The sequence below is a fragment of the Desulfonatronum lacustre DSM 10312 genome (assembly GCF_000519265.1).
GTDB lineage: Bacteria > Desulfobacterota > Desulfovibrionia > Desulfovibrionales > Desulfonatronaceae > Desulfonatronum > Desulfonatronum lacustre.
In genome coordinates this window covers 782,774-804,059 of sequence record NZ_KI912608.1, presented here as the reverse complement: position 1 = coordinate 804,059, position 21,286 = coordinate 782,774, and the positions used below count along the sequence as shown (strand labels likewise).

Annotated in this window: 25 protein-coding genes; 6 read left to right on the top strand and 19 right to left on the bottom strand. The window is 57.0% G+C overall.

Annotation, left to right across the window (positions count from 1 at the left end; translation table 11 throughout):
* Positions 1-71: 71 nt before the first annotated feature.
* The 6 genes from DESLA_RS21440 to DESLA_RS0103770 form a co-directional block, all read right to left on the bottom strand.
* Positions 72-1,121: a type II secretion system protein gene (locus DESLA_RS21440; protein ID WP_028571444.1), complete on the bottom strand. Its 1,050-nt coding sequence runs from the start codon at positions 1,119-1,121 to the stop codon at positions 72-74.
* 701 nt (positions 1,122-1,822) lie between these two features.
* Positions 1,823-2,032 (bottom strand): hypothetical protein, encoded by a 210-nt coding sequence (locus tag DESLA_RS0103790; protein ID WP_199221549.1) that lies wholly within the window; start codon positions 2,030-2,032, stop codon positions 1,823-1,825.
* Positions 2,033-2,728: 696 nt separating this feature from the next.
* A complete protein-coding gene (locus tag DESLA_RS0103785) occupies positions 2,729-3,034 on the bottom strand; it encodes a BrnA antitoxin family protein (protein WP_211239018.1) in 306 nt (101 codons plus the stop codon).
* 38 nt (positions 3,035-3,072) lie between these two features.
* Positions 3,073-3,825 carry an HD-GYP domain-containing protein gene (locus DESLA_RS18540; protein ID WP_245589991.1) on the bottom strand — a complete coding sequence of 251 codons (753 nt, stop codon included), beginning with the start codon at positions 3,823-3,825 and terminating at the stop codon, positions 3,073-3,075.
* 1 nt (position 3,826) lies between these two features.
* Complete coding sequence (locus DESLA_RS0103775; RefSeq protein ID WP_051434351.1) at positions 3,827-4,801, bottom strand: GGDEF domain-containing protein; 975 nt, start codon at positions 4,799-4,801, stop codon at positions 3,827-3,829.
* 498 nt (positions 4,802-5,299) lie between these two features.
* Positions 5,300-6,076 (bottom strand): amidohydrolase family protein, encoded by a 777-nt coding sequence (locus tag DESLA_RS0103770; protein WP_028571440.1) that lies wholly within the window; start codon positions 6,074-6,076, stop codon positions 5,300-5,302.
* A 268-nt stretch (positions 6,077-6,344) separates the two neighbouring features.
* Between DESLA_RS0103770 and DESLA_RS22720 the strand changes: the two genes are divergently transcribed.
* The 6 genes from DESLA_RS22720 (at position 6,345) to DESLA_RS21430 (ending at position 14,492) form a co-directional block, all read left to right on the top strand.
* On the top strand, positions 6,345-6,491 hold the full coding sequence (locus tag DESLA_RS22720; protein ID WP_156932853.1) for a hypothetical protein: 147 nt from the start codon (positions 6,345-6,347) through the stop codon (positions 6,489-6,491).
* Between the two features lie 99 nt (positions 6,492-6,590).
* A complete protein-coding gene (locus DESLA_RS0103760; RefSeq protein WP_028571439.1) occupies positions 6,591-8,120 on the top strand; it encodes a PAS domain S-box protein in 1,530 nt (509 codons plus the stop codon).
* Positions 8,121-8,129: 9 nt separating this feature from the next.
* A complete protein-coding gene (locus tag DESLA_RS21435; protein ID WP_051434350.1) occupies positions 8,130-10,574 on the top strand; it encodes a cache domain-containing protein in 2,445 nt (814 codons plus the stop codon).
* 414 nt (positions 10,575-10,988) lie between these two features.
* Positions 10,989-11,420, top strand: a complete 432-nt coding sequence (locus tag DESLA_RS18530; protein WP_084031860.1) for a helix-turn-helix domain-containing protein — start codon at positions 10,989-10,991, stop codon at positions 11,418-11,420.
* Positions 11,324-11,995, top strand: a complete 672-nt coding sequence (locus DESLA_RS0103745; protein WP_084031859.1) for a PAS domain-containing protein — start codon at positions 11,324-11,326, stop codon at positions 11,993-11,995. Before DESLA_RS18530 ends, DESLA_RS0103745 begins: the two co-directional genes overlap by 97 nt.
* Before the next feature lie 52 nt (positions 11,996-12,047).
* Positions 12,048-14,492 (top strand): cache domain-containing protein, encoded by a 2,445-nt coding sequence (locus tag DESLA_RS21430; protein WP_051434349.1) that lies wholly within the window; start codon positions 12,048-12,050, stop codon positions 14,490-14,492.
* A gap of 2 nt (positions 14,493-14,494) precedes the next feature.
* Here DESLA_RS21430 and DESLA_RS22715 read toward each other — a convergent pair whose 3' ends face one another.
* The 13 genes from DESLA_RS22715 to DESLA_RS23785 all read right to left on the bottom strand — a co-directional run bounded on the left by DESLA_RS22715 (position 14,495) and on the right by DESLA_RS23785 (position 21,284).
* The gene (locus tag DESLA_RS22715; RefSeq protein ID WP_156932852.1) at positions 14,495-14,647 is read right to left on the bottom strand and encodes a hypothetical protein; all 153 of its coding nucleotides are present in this window, start codon (positions 14,645-14,647) and stop codon (positions 14,495-14,497) included.
* 218 nt (positions 14,648-14,865) lie between these two features.
* Positions 14,866-15,312 carry a flavodoxin gene (locus DESLA_RS0103730; RefSeq protein ID WP_028571437.1) on the bottom strand — a complete coding sequence of 149 codons (447 nt, stop codon included), beginning with the start codon at positions 15,310-15,312 and terminating at the stop codon, positions 14,866-14,868.
* A gap of 35 nt (positions 15,313-15,347) precedes the next feature.
* The gene (locus DESLA_RS0103725) at positions 15,348-15,626 is read right to left on the bottom strand and encodes a DUF2325 domain-containing protein (RefSeq protein WP_028571436.1); all 279 of its coding nucleotides are present in this window, start codon (positions 15,624-15,626) and stop codon (positions 15,348-15,350) included.
* 95 nt (positions 15,627-15,721) lie between these two features.
* Complete coding sequence (locus DESLA_RS0103720) at positions 15,722-16,129, bottom strand: hypothetical protein (RefSeq protein WP_156932851.1); 408 nt, start codon at positions 16,127-16,129, stop codon at positions 15,722-15,724.
* A 182-nt stretch (positions 16,130-16,311) separates the two neighbouring features.
* Positions 16,312-17,412, bottom strand: a complete 1,101-nt coding sequence (locus tag DESLA_RS21425) for a sensor histidine kinase (protein WP_028571434.1) — start codon at positions 17,410-17,412, stop codon at positions 16,312-16,314.
* Between the two features lie 41 nt (positions 17,413-17,453).
* Positions 17,454-17,882: a thioredoxin family protein gene (locus tag DESLA_RS18515; protein ID WP_051434348.1), complete on the bottom strand. Its 429-nt coding sequence runs from the start codon at positions 17,880-17,882 to the stop codon at positions 17,454-17,456.
* Entirely contained in the window at positions 17,879-18,199 is a 321-nt protein-coding gene (locus DESLA_RS0103705; protein ID WP_028571433.1) for a hypothetical protein, read from the bottom strand. The genes DESLA_RS18515 and DESLA_RS0103705 overlap by 4 nt, the downstream gene beginning before the upstream one ends.
* On the bottom strand, positions 18,166-18,504 hold the full coding sequence (locus DESLA_RS0103700) for a hypothetical protein (RefSeq protein WP_028571432.1): 339 nt from the start codon (positions 18,502-18,504) through the stop codon (positions 18,166-18,168). The genes DESLA_RS0103705 and DESLA_RS0103700 overlap by 34 nt, the downstream gene beginning before the upstream one ends.
* A gap of 69 nt (positions 18,505-18,573) precedes the next feature.
* Complete coding sequence (locus tag DESLA_RS0103695) at positions 18,574-18,879, bottom strand: HMA2 domain-containing protein (protein ID WP_028571431.1); 306 nt, start codon at positions 18,877-18,879, stop codon at positions 18,574-18,576.
* 171 nt (positions 18,880-19,050) lie between these two features.
* Positions 19,051-19,467 (bottom strand): HMA2 domain-containing protein, encoded by a 417-nt coding sequence (locus DESLA_RS21420; RefSeq protein WP_051434347.1) that lies wholly within the window; start codon positions 19,465-19,467, stop codon positions 19,051-19,053.
* Positions 19,468-19,666: 199 nt separating this feature from the next.
* Complete coding sequence (locus DESLA_RS0103685) at positions 19,667-20,491, bottom strand: DUF4198 domain-containing protein (protein WP_028571430.1); 825 nt, start codon at positions 20,489-20,491, stop codon at positions 19,667-19,669.
* A gap of 101 nt (positions 20,492-20,592) precedes the next feature.
* Positions 20,593-20,913: a hypothetical protein gene (locus tag DESLA_RS0103680; protein ID WP_028571429.1), complete on the bottom strand. Its 321-nt coding sequence runs from the start codon at positions 20,911-20,913 to the stop codon at positions 20,593-20,595.
* 182 nt (positions 20,914-21,095) lie between these two features.
* Entirely contained in the window at positions 21,096-21,284 is a 189-nt protein-coding gene (locus DESLA_RS23785) for a FeoB-associated Cys-rich membrane protein (protein WP_028571428.1), read from the bottom strand.
* Between the last annotated feature and the right edge of the window lie 2 nt (positions 21,285-21,286).

The window sequence follows — 21,286 nt, the reverse complement described above, 5'->3', positions numbered from 1 at the left end:
GGGAGGAGCCAGATGGCCCCTCCCGTGAGCTAATGGTCGAAATGAAGAATTAGGTCAGGTCAATATCCGGCCTAGTCTTCAAAAAAGGTTTCCAGTGCGGTTTCCGCAGTTGTACGTGTGGCTTCCGCATCATCAGCGGCAGCGTAGATGGCCCACTCAGAGAACTCATCCGGAGTGGCGAAACGATGGCCTTCCGGGCATTGAGTCAGGAACATGTAGCCTTCCTGGGCCTCGGTCAAGTCGAACTCACGATAGGAACCACCGCTGGCCTTGGCGAACAGGTAAGTCATCATGGAACCGTCGTAACGAGCGACGGTGGCTTCCAGACGCGGCAGAAGCACGTTGTAATTGTTCCAATACACTTGGTCGTTGTTGATGCCGCCGGGGCACAAACCAGCTGCGGAGATCATGCCTTCCTTGATCAAGCTGGAATCCGGACCCACGCCCAGGATGATCCGGCCGAGCCAATCCGGGTTACCCCATTCGTCGTAGTCAGTGTCAAGAATGCCAGCGGCATCCACAGCAGCGGGGCCTTCAAGAGAAGAAGTGGCATCTTCAGCGCCCATACCGACCATTAGCACGCCCATGCCTGTATTTACGGCTTGGCGGCGCAGAGGGTCTTGCTGATCAGTAGCTTCTGTGTACCCAGCAGCAGGGTCGAGACCTTCGTAATTATAGGCGTTCAGGTTGTACACCGAGCCGATACCCAAAGTGCGCAGTTCCTTGACTTCATCCTCGTCCAGGATATGCACCTGGAACAGGTTCCGCTCGTAAAATTCCTCGAAAAAAGTAGCCTGTCCCTCGTCCGGGTATTCCAGTTCACCGGTGTGGGTGGGCCTGAGGTAACCGGCAGCGATACCATCGGTCAGAGGACCTTCTTCATCCACAAGGTTGACCATGCCTCCGGGCAGGGTACCCTTTTGCTCGTTATACGCGGACAGGGCCGCGATCATGCGTTGCTGGTTGGTGTCGCAAACCACGTCAACGGTGCCGTCGGTGATGCCCGCAAACCGCGGGGCGACCATGGCGACCAGGAAGCCCATGATGGCCACGACCACCAGGATTTCCAAAAGGGTGAAACCTAGCTGTCCTTTTTTCCGATTCATTTTCCGTTTCAACATGAGATTAACTCCGTATAAAAAATGAGGGTTTGAATGGAGCAGCAACTCACCCCCAGAGTCTACCGCGAAACAAAAGACCAACAATTCCGATACACACAGCCGATGAGGAGAACCCCCGCCTACGTCATCCCTGACGTATTCAAATCCTCCCCACCAACTCTCCCCTTCCGGCCCCTCGCCGCGACAGGGGAAGCGTTTTTCTTGTTCGGCATCACCTCCTCGAATGTGTTTTTTCGTTCGTTGTTCTTCGTTCTTCGTTTTCTTGCGCGAGCAGTTGGATTACCGCCGGTTGCACGGCTTGCTCCGGAAATCCGCCACTGCCAGGCTGGCAGTGCAGTCCGGCAATGTCCAAGCACTACCGCAAACCAACAACCAAGAACGAAGAACAACGAACGGAATAACATCTCCCCCCCTTGGGGGGGACAGACCGACCGGCACGACCGACGCCCCGTCCATTCCCGCTGCCGTGAAACAACGCCTGGAGGATCGCTGTTTTGTTTCGGTGCGGGAGTGTTGGAGCGCCGGTCGTGTGTCGCGTACCGACTTGGAAGGAGTGTTGATGGAGTCTGCATGACAGATTTGCCGGTAATCAACGGTACGCACCACTTGCCGCCCGTCATCGTCGTCACGGAAGGTCGCCGGGTGGAAGGCCGTGCTTGGAGGTAGGGAACGGCTGCTCGCGGGAGACGTGGAGGGGCGCATCACTTCCCCTCCTCGCGAGCGCCTTCCGGCCAATCCACCACAAAGCGGTATTCCTTTCCGCTGCTGACGATGATTTCTTTCTGACCCCGCCTGAGGAAGCGCATCTCCACGGTGACGGTCCCGAAGCCGTCATGGAGATAGAGGTCGGTATAGAGTTCGAGAATCTTTTCGAGGATCGGAGTATGCACTCCGCGCAATACATTGGTCACGCCCGTCTCCTGTTTCGGTTCCCGCCCGTCGCCCCGAACCTGAATCGGGTTCTGGCTGGGCGCGTGATGTGAACAGTCGGGCCGACTGACCGGGCCGGAGGATGGACCAGAGTAGATCATTCGAACGGATTGCACTTTATACATACAAGGTAAGGATTCCGATTATCGTTTTCCTGTTTACGTTACTCTTTGCCACACCAGAACAAGGCACTCGCCCTTGCCGATCCAGACGAAATCACGGCTGAAAACTTCACGGACCAAAAAAAAGCGGGACCACGGCATAACAGGGAAACAATTCCTTTCCCCTACGTATGTGCCGTCGTCCCGCCCCCACTTGCTCCGCGACCGCTTGCGCGTCCGAAGCCCGTAGAACGATCCGTGACCAAATTCGAGTGTACCTCTAGCCCGAAATGAAAAACCTGTCAAGAATTTTGAAAATTATTTTCAAGACCAGAATTTTTTAATGTTCGTTGTTCTTTGTTCTTCGTTCATGGATCGGTAGCCCCTTCCACCCGTCACCCACCCCCGGCCCCTCCCAGGAGGGGAATGATCCGCGGTTCCGTGGAGATTCAGCTTTCCCCTCAACCTCCGCCCACCCTCCAATCCTCGACGAGGAACCAAGAACAACGAACGAAAAACAACAAACCAAGAACGTCAACCGCCCCCTCAGTTCTCAGGTCTCATCCCTCAGCCCACCTATGTCGACGAATGCGTCCTGAGCCAGTCGCGCAGGGCGTCGTTCATGCGCGTCTGCCAGCCTGGACCGGCCGCACGAAAGACCTCTAGGATATCCTTGTCGAAACGAACGGCCACCTGTTCTTTCGTCCCTGACCCTTTAGGGCGGCCTCGGCCCTTGCGGACGACTTCAAGTGCGGCCTGTATTTCCTTGCGGGCCAGGGGGCGGTCGGCTTCGTCCTGGCCGTCCCAGACATAATCCCCGCCGGGCGGCGGATTCCTGGTCGCGGCCAGGATATCTTCACGCGCCGTCAAAATCTTGTTCAAGCCATTCGTGATACACCTCCCGTTCCTCCCGGCCAGCTTTACGGAAACTGATGATCCGAGGCAATGATCCGGGTGACCAGCAGATCCAGCGTACAGTACTCGTCCGCCACTCCGGCTTCCCGCAGCATGTCGACCATCAGCCCGCACAGTTCCGGATCGAACTGGCTTCCTGAGTTGCGGCGGAGTTCCTCGATGGAGCCGCCCAGGGTCAGTCGGTTTCGGTAGGCACGGGATTCCATCATCGCGGAAAAGCTGTCCGCGAGGCACAGAATCCGCGCCCCCAGGGGGATGTTTTCGCCGCGCAGCCGATTTGGGTAGCCTCGTCCATCCCAGCGCTCATGGTGGTGCAGGATCATTTTGGCGATGCCCGTGGACCCGTTCATGATGTGCACAGGGGCGACGATCCTGGCCCCGATGGCGGGGTGTTGGCGAATCATGGCCCACTCCGCGTCGGTCAGCGGTTCGCGTTTGCACAGCACTTCGTCCGGGATGCCGATCTTGCCGATGTCGTGCAGATGGCCGGCGATGTGGATCACCTCGGCCTGATGGATGGACATGCCAGCCCGCAGGGCCAGGCAACGGGCCAGGTCGGCCACCTGCCGGGAGTGGGAACTGGTGGAGTGGTCCTTGGCATCGATGGCGTTTCCCAGTGCAGCCGCGATCTGGTGCAAGGACTCGCAGATCCCGGAAGTGCACCCAACTTCGCTCAACCCCTCGCCCAAAACCTCGCCCGACGCCCCACATCCCAGCGAATCCACTCGTAAACGAAACGCTTCCGATCCCATGAACATGTTATGAGCTCTCCTTGTGAACATGCACGCGACTCCCTCCTCCGCGCTTGGCCTCATAGGCGGCTTGGTCCGCCTGGGACAGCATTCTCACGGCGTCGTCAAGGTGGCCGTCTTTGGTCTTGACCATCATGGCGACGCCGATGCTCAGGCTGGTTTCACCGATCCGAATCTCGTTGTAGGCGCGCAGGACCCGCCCCGCGATGGTCTCGGCCCGTTCCAGTTCGATACCCACCAGCAGGACGCCAAATTCGTCGCCGCCGTAACGGAAGGGAACGTCGATGCCCTCCCTGACGTTGGCCCGGATGATCGCGCCCAGGTTGCGCAGCAGATCGTCCCCGGCCTGGTGGCCGTACGTGTCGTTGACCGCCTTGAACTTGTCCGCGTCCAGGAAGAGCATGGTCAGCGGACGATCCGTAGTCCAGGCCTCGTGGGCCAATTCACTCAGCTTTTCCTCCATCCCCCGCCGGTTGAACAGCCCGGTGAGCTGGTCCCTCAAGGACATGTCCGCGAACCGGACCCGCTCCTTGTGGGTCTTGGCCAGTTCCGCCTCCAACTGCATCTCCCGGCGGGAAATCACGTGAGCCATCCAGTTCAGGTTGCGCTTGAGGACCAGAACGTCCCGCTCCTCGTCCACCTGGGGCGGCAAATCAAACTTGACGTGATAATTTCCGGCCTTCAGCTTCAGGCAAAACCGCTCCACCTCCCGCAGGTCGCGCATGACCAGATAGTCGGCCACGATCTTGGAAAGAGGTCCGATAAAGGCCAGTGTCCCGACCAGGGCGAAGATGAAGTAGGTTTGCAGATCCGCCGGGCGGGACTCCAGCAAGATCAACCCGCCGATAGACGGCAGGACGATCAGGGCGACGAGCAGCAGCCGGACCTTGATGGTCACGCTCCACCCGTAAACAAAGTCCACCACCGGACGGACCAGCGCGCCATACAACCGCGTCGCGACACCGGGCTTGTCAACGATCATGGATATTTCCGCCATAAATTTCCCATTGATTCAAAACACATATCTCAACCCCACCTCTCCTCGCCCCCCCTCAACCCGCGATATCTCATCTATCCGCAACCACCCCATTCGTCAACAAATTTGAAAATTATTTTCAAAATCCAGCAAAAACTCCATTGGTCACAAGTTTCAAATCCCAGCCCCCCTCTCTTTCCCCAACCCACCCCTACCCCTCGCAGGAGGGGATCTCCACCAGAACGAAGGCACCTCTCCAAGGCAAATCTGTTCTCATCGAAATCGAAATCGAGATTGAAATCGAAAATTACTGTGCATCACCCTGTGATTACATCATCTTTTTGGACATGCCGTTCGATTTCGATTACGATTTCGATTTCGATCCAGATAGTGGGTGAGGATCAAGACAATTCTCCCTTCCCGCCCACCAGCAAACAACGAACGCCTTCCCCATCATTCAGATCTCAGGTCTCATCCTTCAGCCCTCTCTTCCCCCCTCAGCCCTCAAAAAACTCCGTTCCCCAACACCGCCTCAATCTCCTCCTCCCGCAGTCCGGCATTGGTTTCCAAAAGCCGGATCTCGTCCAGGGGATCGAACAGCGGATAGTCGCTGCCGAACAGCAGCCGTTCCCTGGGATGCTTGCGCAGCAGTCCGCGCATCAGATCCCGGGGCATAAAGGGCAAGGAACTGGAGGTGTCCAGATACACGTCGGTCCCGGCCAGGACCTCCAGGGCCTGGTCCCAATGCAGATAGCCGCCGAAGTGCGCCGCGATGATCGTCAATTTCGGAAAATCGCGGCGGATTTTGGCCAGTTTGGCCGGGCTGGACGGATTCAGGTCCGGAGGAAGCCGGTCGCCGACGTGAAACATGAGCGCGAACCGGTTGCCAATGGCCTCGAAAAGCGGATACAGGACCGGATCGTCAAGCCGGAATCCCTGGAAATCCGGATGAAACTTCAGGCCCTTGATTCCGGCCGTTTCCAGGCGGACCAACTCCCGTTCCCAGTTCATAAACCCGGGATGCAGGGTTCCAAAGGCGATCAACTCGGGATGCTCGGTCTGCATGAACATGGACCAGTTGTTCGCCGGCACGACCTGGTCCGGGGTGGTGGCCGCGGTATGCACCGCCGCCTTGTGGATGCCAGCCCGTCGCAACCGGAAAATCAAATCCTCGGGCAAGCCCGTGCCCACGGGGTCTATCCCGTAATGCCCGCGCAATTGGGCCAGAACCTTGTGAGCGATCTTGGGGTGGAAGGCGTGGGTGTGCCAGTCGGTATGCATGGTCATTACGTGATGGTTTCAAAGCCTAATTTTTCGTGAAAGACAAGACAGCCGCTGTGCTCAAAGAAGCGGGCTGTCTAATGATCGCCAAAAGCGGAAGTCTTTCGGCCAGAGACGGATTGATTGTCAACCAAAACCAACACCTCCAGCCGTACCGCGGTCCGTCCTTCCCCCCGATGCCCCTCTCATGATTTTCATGTCACCTTCCAAAAATGATCATAATTGGACATTATCAGGGCTGTACACTGTGTTCATATGTGATAGATAAATGATTTCTGACATAATTCTTCAATTTGCCTTCGACCTTGAGCCGTTCAAAAAAGGTGTTCGGGATGCGGTTGCTCGCAAGGATGTGGGCAACGAGTTGCAGGAGGTGTTGCAATGGATGAAGAACAGCTCTATCAATTTCGATTGATTACGGAGCTATATCGGCGTGAAACGTCGAAACGGTTCCCGAACAACCGGGCGACATCCCATACGATGACGGACCTCGTTCGCCTTGCAGAGGAGTCCTATGAATGAAGACTTATCGGTAGCCAGACGGTTCGGTGAGCGGCTTCGATATTATCGCTCTCTGCAGCGTTTGACCCAATCCGGATTAGCGGAAAAGGTCGGCTTGAGCCTGAAACAAATCAGCCGCATCGAGCGCGGCCTCTCAACTCCCTCCTTCGCTCTCCTGGAAAAACTTTGCCGGGCTTTGGATATCGCCCCAGTAACCTTATTTCTCTTTCATGACCCCTCCCCGCCTCAGAACTGTTCCGAACTTCCTCCCGCATCCATCCAGGAGCCAACAGCAGCCATCTCTAACAACGAGATCATTTCCACCAGAATCGGAGCATGGTTCCTTCCCTCTTCTTCCAGGCACGGAACATGGTCCGCTTCCTTGTACACCTTGCTGGGCTACCGCCCCTTTTCCGTCAAACCAACCCTAAAGCGGTTTCTCAAGCATGTACGTTCCATGGACAGGGCGGCGGTCGAATCCTTCATTCACTCTTCCGCTCAGGACCCGAACGAACGAGGCATCCTGGTTCCCTTGACCGGGAAAGGTCCGGTGCAGCGCATGATCATGGTCCAGGCCGAGCCTTTGGGCTTCGAGACGGATAACGAAAACGGCCTTCTGGTGACCGTCCGGGAAGTGACGGACTGCATCTCCCTGCACCGCTCTTTTGTACACAACCAGAGACAACAGGAAACGTACATGCTGGAGCGGAACAAGGAACTGGCCCTGACCGTGGAAAGGTTGCAACAAGAGATTCTTGAACGAAATAAGGCCGAACAAGGTTTGCGAATATCCGATCTGATGATCGCCGGTTCTCTGGACGCTCAGATATTCGTGGACAGGTCCGGCTTGGTAAAAAAGGTCAATCCCGCGTATGCCCGACTTGCGGGTATCTCCTTGAGGAAGCTTGAGGGACGGCTGTATAACGATATGTTGATCGAACGCTGGGGACGTGATTTTTTTGATCGAGCCATTCTACCTGATATGGAGAAAGCTCAAACCCACGGGCAAGCGAAGATCAAGGAAGGATGGTTCAGCTATGGAAGGCTAGGACGACGATATATGCGGGTATTTCTTACTCCTTGCCTAAAAAACAAAGAAATACTCGGCGTTATCGTCACGCTCCACGACCTGACGGCGGTCATGGCGGCCCAGGAACGGCTTCGTCAAAGCGAGGAACAGCATCGACTAATCTTGGAAACAGCAAATGAGGGCGTATTACGGTTGGACCGGCACTTACGGATCATGTTCGCCAATGCCCGGATACAAAAGCTTGGAGGACGCTCCGCGGCGGAACTGCTGGGGGGCTCGGCCCTGGACTTTATTGCCCCTGAAGAAACCGGACGTATCCAATTTTTCGCGGAGCAGAACCGGGCGGGCCACAGTGTGCGCTTTCCAGCCAGCATCATTCATAAAAACGGTCAAATCATTTGGGTGATGATTTCCGCCGCACCGTTGTTCACGGACGCAGGCGAGTACGATGGCGCCCTGGTCATGCTCATGAACGTGACGGAATTGAAGCAGACCGCGGCCAAGCTGGAATAAAGGCAACCGATGTTCATCAAATTCATGAACCTGTCCATCCCCGCCAAGACCTTCGGGCTGATCCTGGCGCTCGTCCTGGTTTTTTGCGCGATGATTCTGTTCTATTTCCTGCCCTTGATGCAAGAGCGGCTGCTGTACGGCAGGAAGGAAGCGCTGATGCACGTCGCGCGTTCGGCCCACTCCCTGCTTGACGAATATCAACAACGAGTCCGGGCCGGAGAATTGACCCTGGATGAGGCCCAGGAGCGCGCCAAGAGACGGATCAAGCATATGCGCTACGGACGGGGTGATTATCTCTGGATCAGCGACAACGCCGCATCCATGCCGCGCCTGCTGATGCATCCGACCATTCCGGACCTGGACGGCACGGAACAGGACGCCCCTCTGACCGCCGAGGTCATGCGCATGGAGTACGGCTTTCAAGGGTCGGTGAAGCTGCTTCCGGGAACCATGGCCAATTTACTGTTGATCTTTACCGAGGTCGTCCAAACGACCGGAGATGGCTTCGTGGCCTACAACTGGCCAAAGCCGCATCAAACGAGCATCAACGCGGAGAGGCACCCCAAGGAATCCTATTTGTTGCTCTTTGAACCTTGGGGCTGGATTCTGGGCACCGGCCTGTACATCGACGACATTGAGGCCGAAATGCGCGTTTTGCGCGTGGAGATGGTCACGTTTTCGCTGATTATCCTGTTTCTTGTCCTACCCGCGGCCTTGCTTGCCTCCATCGTGTTCACCAAGTCCCTGGGCGTTTTAGCCGATTATGCGGACAAGGTCTCCGCCGGAGACCTCAACGCCGGAGTCACCGGGCGCTTTTACGGTGAAGCGCGGCGGTTGATGCAGGCCATTACCGAAATGGTTGGCAATCTAAAAAGCGCCCTGGCCCAGGCCGAAAACAGCAGGATGGAGGCGCAGCGGTTGGCCGAGGCGGCGGAACTGGCCTCGGAGCGATTGGCCGTGATTCTGCGATCCATCGGCGATGGGGTTATCGCCGCGGACACCGGGGGGAAGGTGCTGTTTCTGAACAAGGCCGCCGAGGAACTGACCGGCTGGTCCCAGGATGAGGCCCATGGGCTGCCCCTGTCCGAAGTGCTCCAGATGCGGGATGATCGTTTCGGACAGGTCGATGTTCTGGTTCGTCAACTCTTGGAAAAGGGGATCGTACTCCAGTTGGGCGGTACCGGCCACCTTGTCTCCAGGGACGGAAAGCTCCGGCTCGTCGCATCCAACGCGGCCCCGATCAGAGACAAGGAAAGCCGGGTGATCGGCGTGGTGCTCGCCTTCCGGGACGAAACCGAGAAGCAACGACTTCTGGACGAGGCTCTCAAGGCCGAAAAGCTGGAGTCTCTGGGGATTTTGGCCGGAGGTATCGCCCACGACTTCAACAACACCCTGACCGCGATCCTGGGCAACATCACCTCGGCCCGGCTGTCCCTGGCCGAACCGGACAAGGCCGAACGCAAGCTCCGCGAGGCTGAAAGCGCCACCTACCGAGGCAAGGGCCTGACCCAACAAATGTTGACCTTTGCCAAGGGCGGCACTCCCGTCCGGGAAATCCTGCCCCTGGGCGAGCTGGCGCGAGAGTCGGCAGAATTCGCCCTGCGTGGAACCAGCGCCAAATGCGTTTTCCAACTTCCCGACGATCTCTGGTCCGTCCACGCCGATCCGGACCAAATCAGCCGGGTGATCCACAACCTGGCCCTCAACGCCCACCATGCCATGCCCCAAGGCGGCCTTGTCACCCTGACCGGGGCGAATATCGACGCCCCAAAACTCCCGGAGGCCATCCTCGATTCCGGACCGTTCACGCGTCTTTCCGTGACCGACCAGGGACACGGCATCTCCCCGGAGCACCTGACCAGGATTTTCGATCCGTATTTCACAACCAAAACCCACGGCTCCGGGCTCGGCCTGGCTTCAAGCTATTCCATCATCAAGCGACACGGAGGCGTCATCACGGTGGAATCCGTGCCCGGACAAGGCACGACGTTCCATGTTTATCTGCCCGCCGTTCCCACCGCATCCCCCACACCTCGCCAAGCCGAAAAGGATGAGTCGGTCCCCGAGAAGGGACGCGTATTGATGATGGACGACGATGTGATGGTCCTCGACATCAGCGTGGACCTGATGGAACACCTGGGCCATGCGGCCGTTCCGGTCCAGAACGGCGAGGAGGCCGTGGCCCGGTACAAACAGGCCATGGCTGACGGGCTTCCTTTCGACGTCGTGATCATGGACCTGACCATCCCCGGCGGCATGGGCGGCAAGGAGGCGGTCCGGGAAATCCTCAAACTCGACCCCGCCGCCAAGGTCGTGGCCTCCAGCGGCTATTCCAGCGACCCGGTGATGGCCAATTTTCAAGAATTCGGCTTTGTCGGCTCGATAGCCAAACCCTATACCATCCAGCAAATCAGGAGACTGCTCAACAAGCTCCTGGTTCCGTCCGTGAGCTAATTTTGATTGCCAGCACGACCCGGTTCCGGGGTGGTGGTCACGGTATGCATCGCCGCCTTGTGGATACCGGCCCGTCACAACCGGAAAATCAAATCCTCGGAATATCAAGCTGAGCTCGGGAGAACATCTCGTTCGACCTGATCATCCATAACTAATCAAAATGAAGAGAAATCGTGCCCACTGAAGGACCATGTGGAAGGATTGAGCATGGATGAGCAGAAATCCGTCTTCACCTCCGGGAACGCACGGCCAAAGGAAAAACAGCCGCTTTTGTGGTTGTGTTTTTTTGCGAGAATCGCGTTAAAAAATAGAGAATAAGCCGGATAAATTGAAACATATCGCGTTTCCATGCAGTGAGAATCACAGCAAAAAAATATCTAAGTTTCTTGCTCCGGGCTTCACTTTCAGCATAGTATGACATATTTGGCATCAAAAAACGAGAGAGGCACCACGGAATGCGTGGTCGGGGAGCGACTGAGGTTCTTTCGTCTGCTGAACAACATGAATCGAGAGCAACTGGCCATGCGTCTGGGCGTGACGGCGCAGCACGTCGGGTTGATCGAGAGAGGCTGCGGATATCCCTCCGTTGAGCTACTGGTCAAGACTGCTGAAGCCCTGGGGACGGAGGTGGCTAATTTTTCCCTGTCGCCGGGAAGCGGATCGAAAAACCTGGCAGCGGACACGGAGGAACGATCGACCGCTTTGTCCTTCCGCAGTGCCGATGTTCACCTTGTTGCCGGGGTCGGCACATGGGGCTTCAACTTCGCAACGGGCCGGGAAACATGGTCAGAGGTCTTGCGGTGCCCGTTCGGCTTTCCCGAACGGAAGACCTCGCGGGGGAACTGATGAACGCCCCCATGCTCTGGAACCGCTCCATCCATCCAGAAGACGCCGCCAAGGTTGACGCGGCCATTGAGTCCGCCATGCAAAGACATCCCATCGACCTGGAGTATCGGATCCAAGCAAAGGACGGGACATGGCGCTGGATGCACGATCAGGCTCACTTGACCACGGATGGGTCGGGCTCCCCCGTGCTCATTGGCATGGCCATGGACATCAGCGAACGTAAATGGATGGAGAAGGCGTTACGAACGAGCGAGGAAAAATATCGAGCCCTGCTGGGCGACGACCCGGAACTGCAAAGCCTGGCTGGACCTTGCGCTTGCTTCCGAAAGCGGAAACTGGTCTCAAGCCGAGGCAATCCTGAATACACTTGCCATCAGGCGGCAACTGGCCGCGAAAGTCCAGAATCAAGCCATAAGCTGGGCAAAAAATTTTCTGGAGTCGGCTTGATGGTCCAGGGCCTGGTCCGGGTGCCGCGCATCCGTATCGAAATCGCAATCGCAATCGAAATCGGCCATAAACAAACTTGTCCCAAAACACGATGCCAACAGGCTTGTTTCGATTGCAATTCCGATTAATGCCGTTACCCCTTTGAACCCGGATTCCGCCTCCCCGAATCTCAGACACTCCATGCTCACCAAACTCCTGAACCTGTCCATCCCCGCCAAGACCTTCGGGCTGATCCTGGCGCTCGTTCTCGTCTTTTGCGGGATGATTCTGTTCTATTTCCTGCCCTTGATGCAAGAGCGGCTGCTGCACGGCAGGAAGGAAGCACTGATGCACGTCGCGCGTTCGGTCCACTCCCTGCTCGGCGAATATCAGCAACGAGTCCGGGTCGGAGAATTGACCCTGGAAGAGGCTCAGAATCGCGCCAAAGAACGGCTCAGGCACATTCGCTACGGACGGGACGGTTATCTTTGGATCAGAAGTAATGATGCGCTCGACCTCCGACTTATCATGCATCCCTTTATCTCGGAACTGGAAGACGCTTTGCCGGACAACCCTCTGTACTATTGCGTCACACGCATCCAGTACGGCGTGAACGGCCCGATACAGAATTTTGCCCGTGAAAAGAACATCACCTGGGCGATTGTCGAGGTTGTCACGCAGACCAGAGACGGCTTCGTGACCTATATGTGGCCCAGGCCGCATTCCGAAGGCATGGCCGAAGAAGCATGGTATCCCAAGGTCTCCTATGCGCTGCTCTTCGAGCCCTGGGGTTGGATTCTGGGCACCGGCCTGTACATCGACGACATTCAGGCCGAAATGCGCGTCTTGCGCGTGGAGGTGATCACGTTTTCGCTGTTCATTCTGCTTCTCGTCCTGCCCGCGGCCCTGCTCGCCTCCATCGTGTTCACCAGATCCCTGGGCATTTTAGCCGATTATGCGGACAAGGTTTCCGCCGGAGACCTCAACGCCAAAGTCACCGGGCGCTTTTACGGAGAAGCGCGGCGATTGATGCAGGCCATCACTGAAATGGTCGCCAATTTGAGAAGCGCCCTGGCCCAGGCTGAGAACAACAGAATGGAGGCGCACCGCATGGCCGAGGTGGCGGAATTGGCCTCGGAGCGGTTGGCCGTGATTCTGCGATCCATCGGCGACGGAGTGATCGCGGCGGACACGGAAAAGAAGGTACTGTTTTTGAACAAGACCGCCGAGGAATTGACCGGCTGGTCTCAGGATGAAGCCCGGGGGCGTCTCTTGTCCGAAGTGTTCCAGCTCCGGAATGAGCGTTTCGAGGAAGCCGAGAATATGATCCGCTTGGTCTTGGCGAACGGGATCATTCGCCAGTTGGACGGCACCAGCCGCCTTGCTTCCAAGGACGGAAAGCACCGGCTCATCGCGACCAACGCGGCTCCGCTCAGGGACAAGGAAAGCCGGATGATCGGCGTGGTGTTGGCCTTCCGGGACGAGACCGAAAAGCAGCGCCTCCTGGACGAAGCCCTTAAAGCCGAAAAACTTGAATCCCTGGGAATTCTGGCCGGAAGCATCGCCCACGACTTCAACAACATTCTGACCGCGATCCTGGGAAACATTACCTCAGCCAAGCTCTCCCTGACCGATGCGGACAAAGCCGAGCACAAACTCAGCGAGGCCGAAAGAGCCACCTACCGAGGCAAGGCCCTGACTCAACAGATGCTGACCTTTGCCAAGGGCGGCACACCCGTCAAAGATATTTTGCCCCTGGCTGAATTGGTGAGGGAGTCGGCCGAGTTCGCCCTGAGCGGGACCAACGCCAAATGCGTTTTTGATCTTCCCGGCGACCTTTGGCCCGTCCACGCCGATCCGGACCAAGTCAGCCGGGTGGTCCACAATTTAGTGATCAACGCCCACCATGCCATGCCCCAAGGCGGCGTGGTCACCCTGACCGGAGGCAATATCGACGGCCCAAATCTCCCTGAAGCCATCAGCAATTCCGGACCGTTCACGCGGATTTCCGTGACCGACCAGGGACACGGCATCTCGCCGGAACACCTGACCAAGATATTCGATCCGTACTTCACCACCAAGGACCACGGTTCGGGGCTCGGTCTGGCTTCAAGTTATTCCATCATCAAACGCCACGGCGGCGTCGTTACGGTGGAATCCGCGCCCGATCAGGGAACGACGTTCCATGTTTTTTTACCAGCCGTGCCCACCGCTCTGCCGACGTCCCGCGCCACCGAAGAGATTGATCCGGACCATCCGGGAGGGCGCATCCTGGTGATGGACGACGATGTGATGGTCCTCGACATCAGCGTGGACCTGATGGAACACCTGGGCCATGCGGCCGTTCCGGTCCAGAACGGCGAGGAGGCCGTGGCCCAGTACAAACAGGCCATGGCTGACGGGCTTCCTTTCGACGTCGTGATCATGGACCTGACCATCCCCGGCGGCATGGGCGGCAAGGAGGCGGTCCGGGAAATCCTCAAACTCGACCCCGCCGCCAAGGTCGTGGCCTCCAGCGGCTATTCCAGCGACCCGGTGATGGCCAATTTTCAAGAATACGGCTTTGTCGGCTCGATAGCCAAACCCTATACCATCCAGCAAATCAGGAGACTGCTCAACAAGCTCCTGGTCGAAGCCAGGATCTGAGATTATTCGTCGGCTTTCTCACTGCTTTCTCTCTCAGCCCTATCCCGAAGAAACACCGAGAAATCCCGCATCTCATCAATCCACCGCTCCCGCATCCGAATCAACTCCTGTCGCCGTTCCGCGTACTCCTGACGCGCTTTATCCAAGTCGATCATGGTATTCTCCGTCTGCTCTTTGTTTGACGTTCGTGGTTCTTCGTTCTTCGTTCGTTGCTGTTCGCTCGTTGCTCCGTGCTGACCCGCCTTTCGCTTTCAGGCAAATAGGGGCATAAAGCCCCCTTTCTCCGCGCGTCATCCTCCAACGAAGAACAACGAACGAAGAACATCCGCCACCCAGTCTCAGGTCTCATCCCTCAGGCTTCAGCCCTCTCCTCTCACGCCGCCCTCCCAACTTCCTCGGCCCATTCTTCGATCTCGGATCGCATGACGGACGGATCACCGTCGATGAGCAGGGGCTCGTTGACCAGATCCGCGGACAGGCCTTCCACCTTTTGCCGCAACAGCACCACGGCCCCGCAAAAATGCTCGTAGCTGGAGTCCCCGCAACCGAACAGGGCGACCTTCCTGCCCTCCAGTTCGGCGTCGTCCATGTCCTGGTAGAAGGAGTCGAAATCCTCCTGAAACTCGACATCTTCGTCCCCCCAGGTGGACACGCCCAGCAAGGTCAGGTCGTACTCGCTTCCCAGTTCCTCGACTTTGGCATCCGTAACGTTTTTGACCACGACCTCCTTGCCTGACTTCCGGAGCACCTCCCCGATTACCTCGGCCACATGCTCGGTATTCCCGGTGGTCGAGCCGTAAACGATCAAAACCTTGCTCATGATGCATTCTCCTTGAATAATGGATTTTGCCGTGCTTACGCCGTGCCCTGCAAACATTTCTTCAGACTGGAAACACCGCAGGAATGCAGCATATGCACGGGGATGTTCCGGGTCTTGGCCACCTGCATGGCCTCGTTGCGGGCCTGATGGGAGACCTTGTTGGTAAAGATGATGATCATTTCACTGTCCCCCAGAGAGGAGGAGATGGAGTTTTCCTTGCCGGTGAAAATTTTCAGACTGATTCCCGCCTTTTTGGCGGTCTGCAAATAATTCGGCTTCAGGCGGTCCATGCCGCCGATCAAGGTTGCGCACATATGACAATCTCCAATCTAGTTAAAAATGCAATTGAAACTCGATATCATGTAAAGCAGACAAAAGTCATTTCCCAACATTCGAATCAACCCAGAGGTTATCCGTGACACGATGATCGGTGGGGACTCCCTTCCATCCGCTGGGCGCATTTGCAGACCTTGCATTTCCCAGAGCATTTGCACCCGGAGGACGGCTTGGTCTGGAGCACCCGTTGACCTTCCATGGCGACCTGAGCGCCGTTCTTCCCCTTGAAGTAGATCCGCGTACTCACGTCCTCGGCGGTATTTTGCGCGAACTCCGTCATGAACGTTCGCAACGCGGACGCTCCCAGAGGTTCCACACGTTCCAAATCCTCGGTATTGATAAAAAACTTTCGGCAGGTCGCGGCTTCCTCACGCAGGACAAGTGCCAGGGAAGTCGCGGAATTGGTATCCAAAATTCCTTCCAATCGCACATGCAGGTTGCCCATGCTTTTTCTAGTCCGCATCCGAAACGTCGAGTCCATGATGGCTTCTCCTCTAAGGGTTATCCGATCCGTGAAAAGATTTTTTGTGGCGACACGATAGGCGGAGGATGTTTTACTCCGCTCTTCAGAGCCTGAAGATTCCGCTTGAGAAAAAAGATATAGAAAATGATTTCTTTTATCAAGTAGAATTTTCACTTCAATATTTTCCCCACTCCGACCATTCAGCAGTCGTCCTCTCCGGGCAACCGCTCCAGGCTCAAGATGCAATAGGCCGAAGTGTACGCCCCTTCAAGGCTCTCTAGCCTAAACTGTCCATCCATCAACCCGACCAGCTTCCTGACCATGGCCAGCCCCAGACCGCAACCAGAGAATGTCTTGGTCAATCCCGCTTCAACCTGGGCAAATGGCTCGAGAACACGTTCCAAACAATCCTCGGGAATTCCCATACCCGTGTCGTGAACGCTCAGGCAGAGCCGGACCCGACCGTTCCCCGCCTCGGACAAACAAGACGCCTCGACGCGAATTTCACCTGAAAGAGTAAACCGCAGGGCATTGTCCAGCAGGTGACGGAAAATCTGTTTCAATCTCGCCGCGTCTCCTAAAAACAGTCCTCTGACGGAAGAGTCCTTACGGATCACGAAATCCAGCCCCTTTTCGACACAGCCCGGAGTATAAACCTGCTCGACATCATGCAGGATGTCGGCGATGTCCAACGGCTTGCGTTCCAACTGGACGCAGCCGGGATTCAAGGTGTTGTAATCCAGGATATCCCGGACCGCCCTGTCCAATGTCTCGCAAGAGGCCAGTCCCTGGTCGACATACTCCATCTGCTCCGCATCAAGATTCGTCTCCCGCAACGCCTGCAACATCCCTTTCGCGCCGTTGAGCGGGGTCCGCAGTTCATGGTTCACGGTGCGCAAGAACTCGCATTTGAGAGCCTTGGTCTCATCCACGAAGCACCGGGCCTCGTCGAGCACGTCTCTCACGGCGCTGGGCGTTTCCGGCGCGACGCGAAATTGGTGCGCCTCGTCTCTCCTCCGGAGCGTCGCATTGCTTTCCTCCAATTCCGCGACCCTGGCATTGAGTTCCCGAACCACGCGGCAGGCATCGGCCGGCCAGACCATCACGGGCTCGGCGGCCAGGCAATCCTCCCGGGAGCGAATCTTGACGTCGGGGTGAACATTGCCGGATTCGAAAGGTCGCGGGGCATCTTCGGAAGGCCTCCTTCGTACTTCGACGGTCCTCCCCTCGGAACCGAATACGCCCTCCTCCACGAAGCCGCTCCATCTCCGGCGCACCAAGGCGCCGAGTCTGTTCACCATCTTCCACCTCCGTAATCTTATCGATGTTGGAATTGCGCTGCTCACCCGTCCAGTTCCGCCAACAGTTCATCCAGGACCCTGAGCACGGACTCCCGGTCCATGACGCCTTCGTGACGATACCGCTCGCGGCCCTGGTGGTCGAAGAACAAATGGGCCGGAATCGTGCTCACGCCGTACCTCGATGCCGCTCCCGCCCGTTGGAAGACATCCACTTGGCGAATCAGCACCCGCTCCCCATGACTTTGCCGGATCATCTCCAGAGTCGGCTCCATGTCCCGGCAGGCCGGGCAGTGCTCGGCGGTCAACTGAAGCAGGGCGACCCGACCGGCGGAACCCGTCGGCGGACCACCCCGGTTGCCCCGGGATACGTCGGTTCCAAAGTAAACCGTGGCCACCAGCACCAGGCCCAGGGTCAACACCACGAGCCGTTTGCCGCCCCAGGTCGGAGGTTTCGTCCATCGAGAAGTCATGCAAAACTCCCTTCGCGATGTTCACCATGCATCACCAGTTCCCGCCGTCCGGCCATGGCCCGGCCCTTGCTGCCGATAAATCTCAACCGGGGCTCGATACGCCGAAATCGGTATATTCCCTCCCTGAAGACCGTGCAGGCGTGAGTATGCACCCGCCAGAGTTCCCTGGTATCGATGACCAACCATTCCTGCCCGGATTCATGGTCCCGGAGTAGATCAAGCAACATACGCGCGGCCTTGCGGTCGAACTCTCCGCGGGCCTTGATCCGCAGCTCTCCGGAGATCAGCTCCGTGGAGACGGAAAAGTCGTGGGACATGGTGTGTTCTCCAGTGCTTCGGAATCGACGTCCAGCAGCGCTTCCATGAGGCGCTTGCGCAGTGTTTCAAGCTGCTTGGAACGAAAATTGCGCTTGCTCTGCTCCAGAACCAGAATCGCCTCGCGAATGGCGCCTTCCAGATGCTTCTCCCGATGATAATCGCAAAGGTAACAAGACTGACCATCAATATCAATATTTGCTCGCAGTATGGTCAGTTTCGCCAGGATGCGTCCCTGATCGTCGACCTTCTTATGCAGTTCAGCGATGCTCTCGTTCAGGAAGTCGATGACCGAAGATGTGTCCATGATACGATCGGCTGTCTTGGTTGGAATGGTTCATGGCGTATCAAGAGATGACTTGATTCGCGAGAACGATCACGTCATCAATCTTTCGCCCAGTTCTCGCAGAACCTCCACCACCCGATCGTCGCCCGCAGTGACCAGTTCATCCAACAGCGCCGGAGCGATGCGCTCCGAATCGTATTCGATGACCAAGGACAGGGCCAAAGCATTGACCCGAACGGAAAACACGCCCGGCGGCAACTCCGAATGCGTGGCCATCAATTCCCGAACCTCGGGCCGGGAAACCAGGACCGGATTAAAAAGCAGCCTGATGCGTCCGGGAATGTGATGCTTGATGGTCAGATAGCGACGTAGGCTGGCGAGATCGGATAAATGCATTGTTTTGGTTCTTGGTTTTTGGTTCTTGGTTCGACGTTCCTTGCTGTCACCGGTTGCACTTTGCTGACCCATCTTTTGCTCTCAAGGAAAAAAGTGGCGCAAAGCCCGATCCTCCGCGACACTCCCAACAAAGAACGAGGAGCGGAGCACAACGAACGACGAACGTCCCCCCTACGCCAGCACCCGCTTCCGATACCCGTACAGATGGCAACCCAGGAAGCCGAGAAACATGGTCCCGGTAAAAATGTGCCCGTCTTCCCTGTCGATAAGGGCGAAAAGCATGGCCAGGCCGAGGCTGGAGAGCATGCCTCGCTTGGCGATGGTCATGTAGGCGGCCTTGTTCGACGCCTTGGACGTAGATTTGGGCACCAGGGCGGTGTCCGAGCGGGGGATTTTTTTCAGGGCTTTGAGCAGCGCGGCCTCGACCTTGGACTCGTCCTCGTAATGGACCAACAGGCTTCCGGTACGTGGATTGAGTTGAACAGCGAGAACGCCCCCCAGCTTGCCGACGGATTCAGCCAAACGTTGCAACGCGGCCTGATCCTCGGTGCGAATCCGGAGTCTTCCGGGAATGGAACTGACGTACATCGTGTTGCCAGCAACCACAATCCATTTTTCATCAGCATGTTCATTTCGCACCTCCTGGCTATCCTGAATAAGTCACTATGCCTTGAAGTCTGTTTGCTTACAAAGCAATTTGTTCCCTGCGCAACAAGAAACAACAAAACCGCCCCGACTCCATCAACTACGGTGAAGAACGATGAAGTCGGGGCGCTTCAGGAGGGGCTTACGGAATATCCGTGACCTGGATCCAAAGCACGGCTTCTTGAACCATTTCCTTGCCGTCGTGCTCCAGTTCGACCACGTCCGGCACGGCGATGCCCCACCAGCCGGCCTTGGGCAGACCGATGGAAAACTCGCCCTTACCGTTGGCCATCACGGACATGGTTTCAAAGGCCGGATGCGGGGCCTCGATCTTGGGCTCGCCGACAAAGGAGTTAGCGGTCATGTCCACGTCCACGTTCAGGTACTCGACCTCGACCTCGATGTTCGGAACCGGCTCGCCGTTGGACATGACCACGCCGGTGAACACCCCGCCGGTCCAATTGGCGTACGGCTTGTTCAGGGGCACGATCTCGGCGGGCAAACCCAGGGGCTCGGACCAATTGCCGGGCATGCCGCCCACGTTCACGATCATCTTGGTGAACTGCTGGATGTATCCTTCATCAGCCTTTTCATAGTAGGGAGTCGGAACCAGAACGAAAACGTAGTCTCCCATGGAGCGAACCACGCGGGCCGGAAGGTTGGCGTCAAAAGCCTTGCCCGCCGCGTCGTCCAGGCCCTTCCAGGTGATCTCCGAGAGATACTCCTTCAGATCGGTCTTCCGGGGTTCGCCTTCCTCGCCGCGCTGATGCGCCACGTAGAACTCCTGGACCGGATCCATGTCCATGATATGATCACCGTCAAAAGGATGCGTGAAGACCAGCTTCAGACTCATCTCTCCGCCCTGCTCCAGGGCGCTCTCCGGGGTGTAGAGCATCTGGAAGTGGGCCAGGGCCGGGACGCTCAAGAACAGGGTCAACAGTCCGGCAAGCAACAATCCACGTTTCATTTCTTCCTCCATTTCAGGGTTTACATAATGTTAATAACAACAATCTTTCTCAACAATGACTGAAAACCGAGCCGAAGGATCCCCCGCGGTCCGGACACTTCCTACTCGAAAATCTGTGAGCCGGGAATCAGAATATCATGCCCCTCGCCGCCGTCGAAAACAACGGAGTACTCTCCCTCGGGCTTATCGAACTCCACATCGCTGTTTCCGGACAATTGGAGAGACAAAATCACCTCTCCGGATGCATCCTTGACAATGATCGGAACCCCGGACGCGCTGGAGCCGTCGGAAAATCCGCCTTCGCAGTAGATGGTCCCGTCGGCGTTGTCGAAGCAGGAAAACAGCGGCGTGTGCGCCGAAGCCGTCCCCGCGACCGTCAGAAACCCCGCCAAAACAAACAAAATCAATCCGCGTCGCAACATGTCAGTATCCTCCACTAATCAAAAAATGGTGTAAATAATACCAAAAGAACCTACCCCTGGCCCCTCCCAGGAGGGGAATGAAGCGAGGGGTGGCGGGCATCCGGGTTCACGCTCCCATCTCCGCCAGCCCGCGATTTTTCCAACGAAGAACAACGAACCAAGAACGTCTTCCCCCTCAGGTCTCAGGTTTCATCCCTCCCCCCTTTCTCTTTCCCGTCCCGCCGCAAATCCCCAATCCCTTCCTGCCCCGGCAACTTCAAAGCCGATGGGCAGGAATCGCAGGAGCAGCCTTTCTTTTTAAAAAACGATTTCCAAATATAAAAGACGGCCCAGGCCAACAGAACTCCCAGAATCAGGTATTCCCAGAACATGA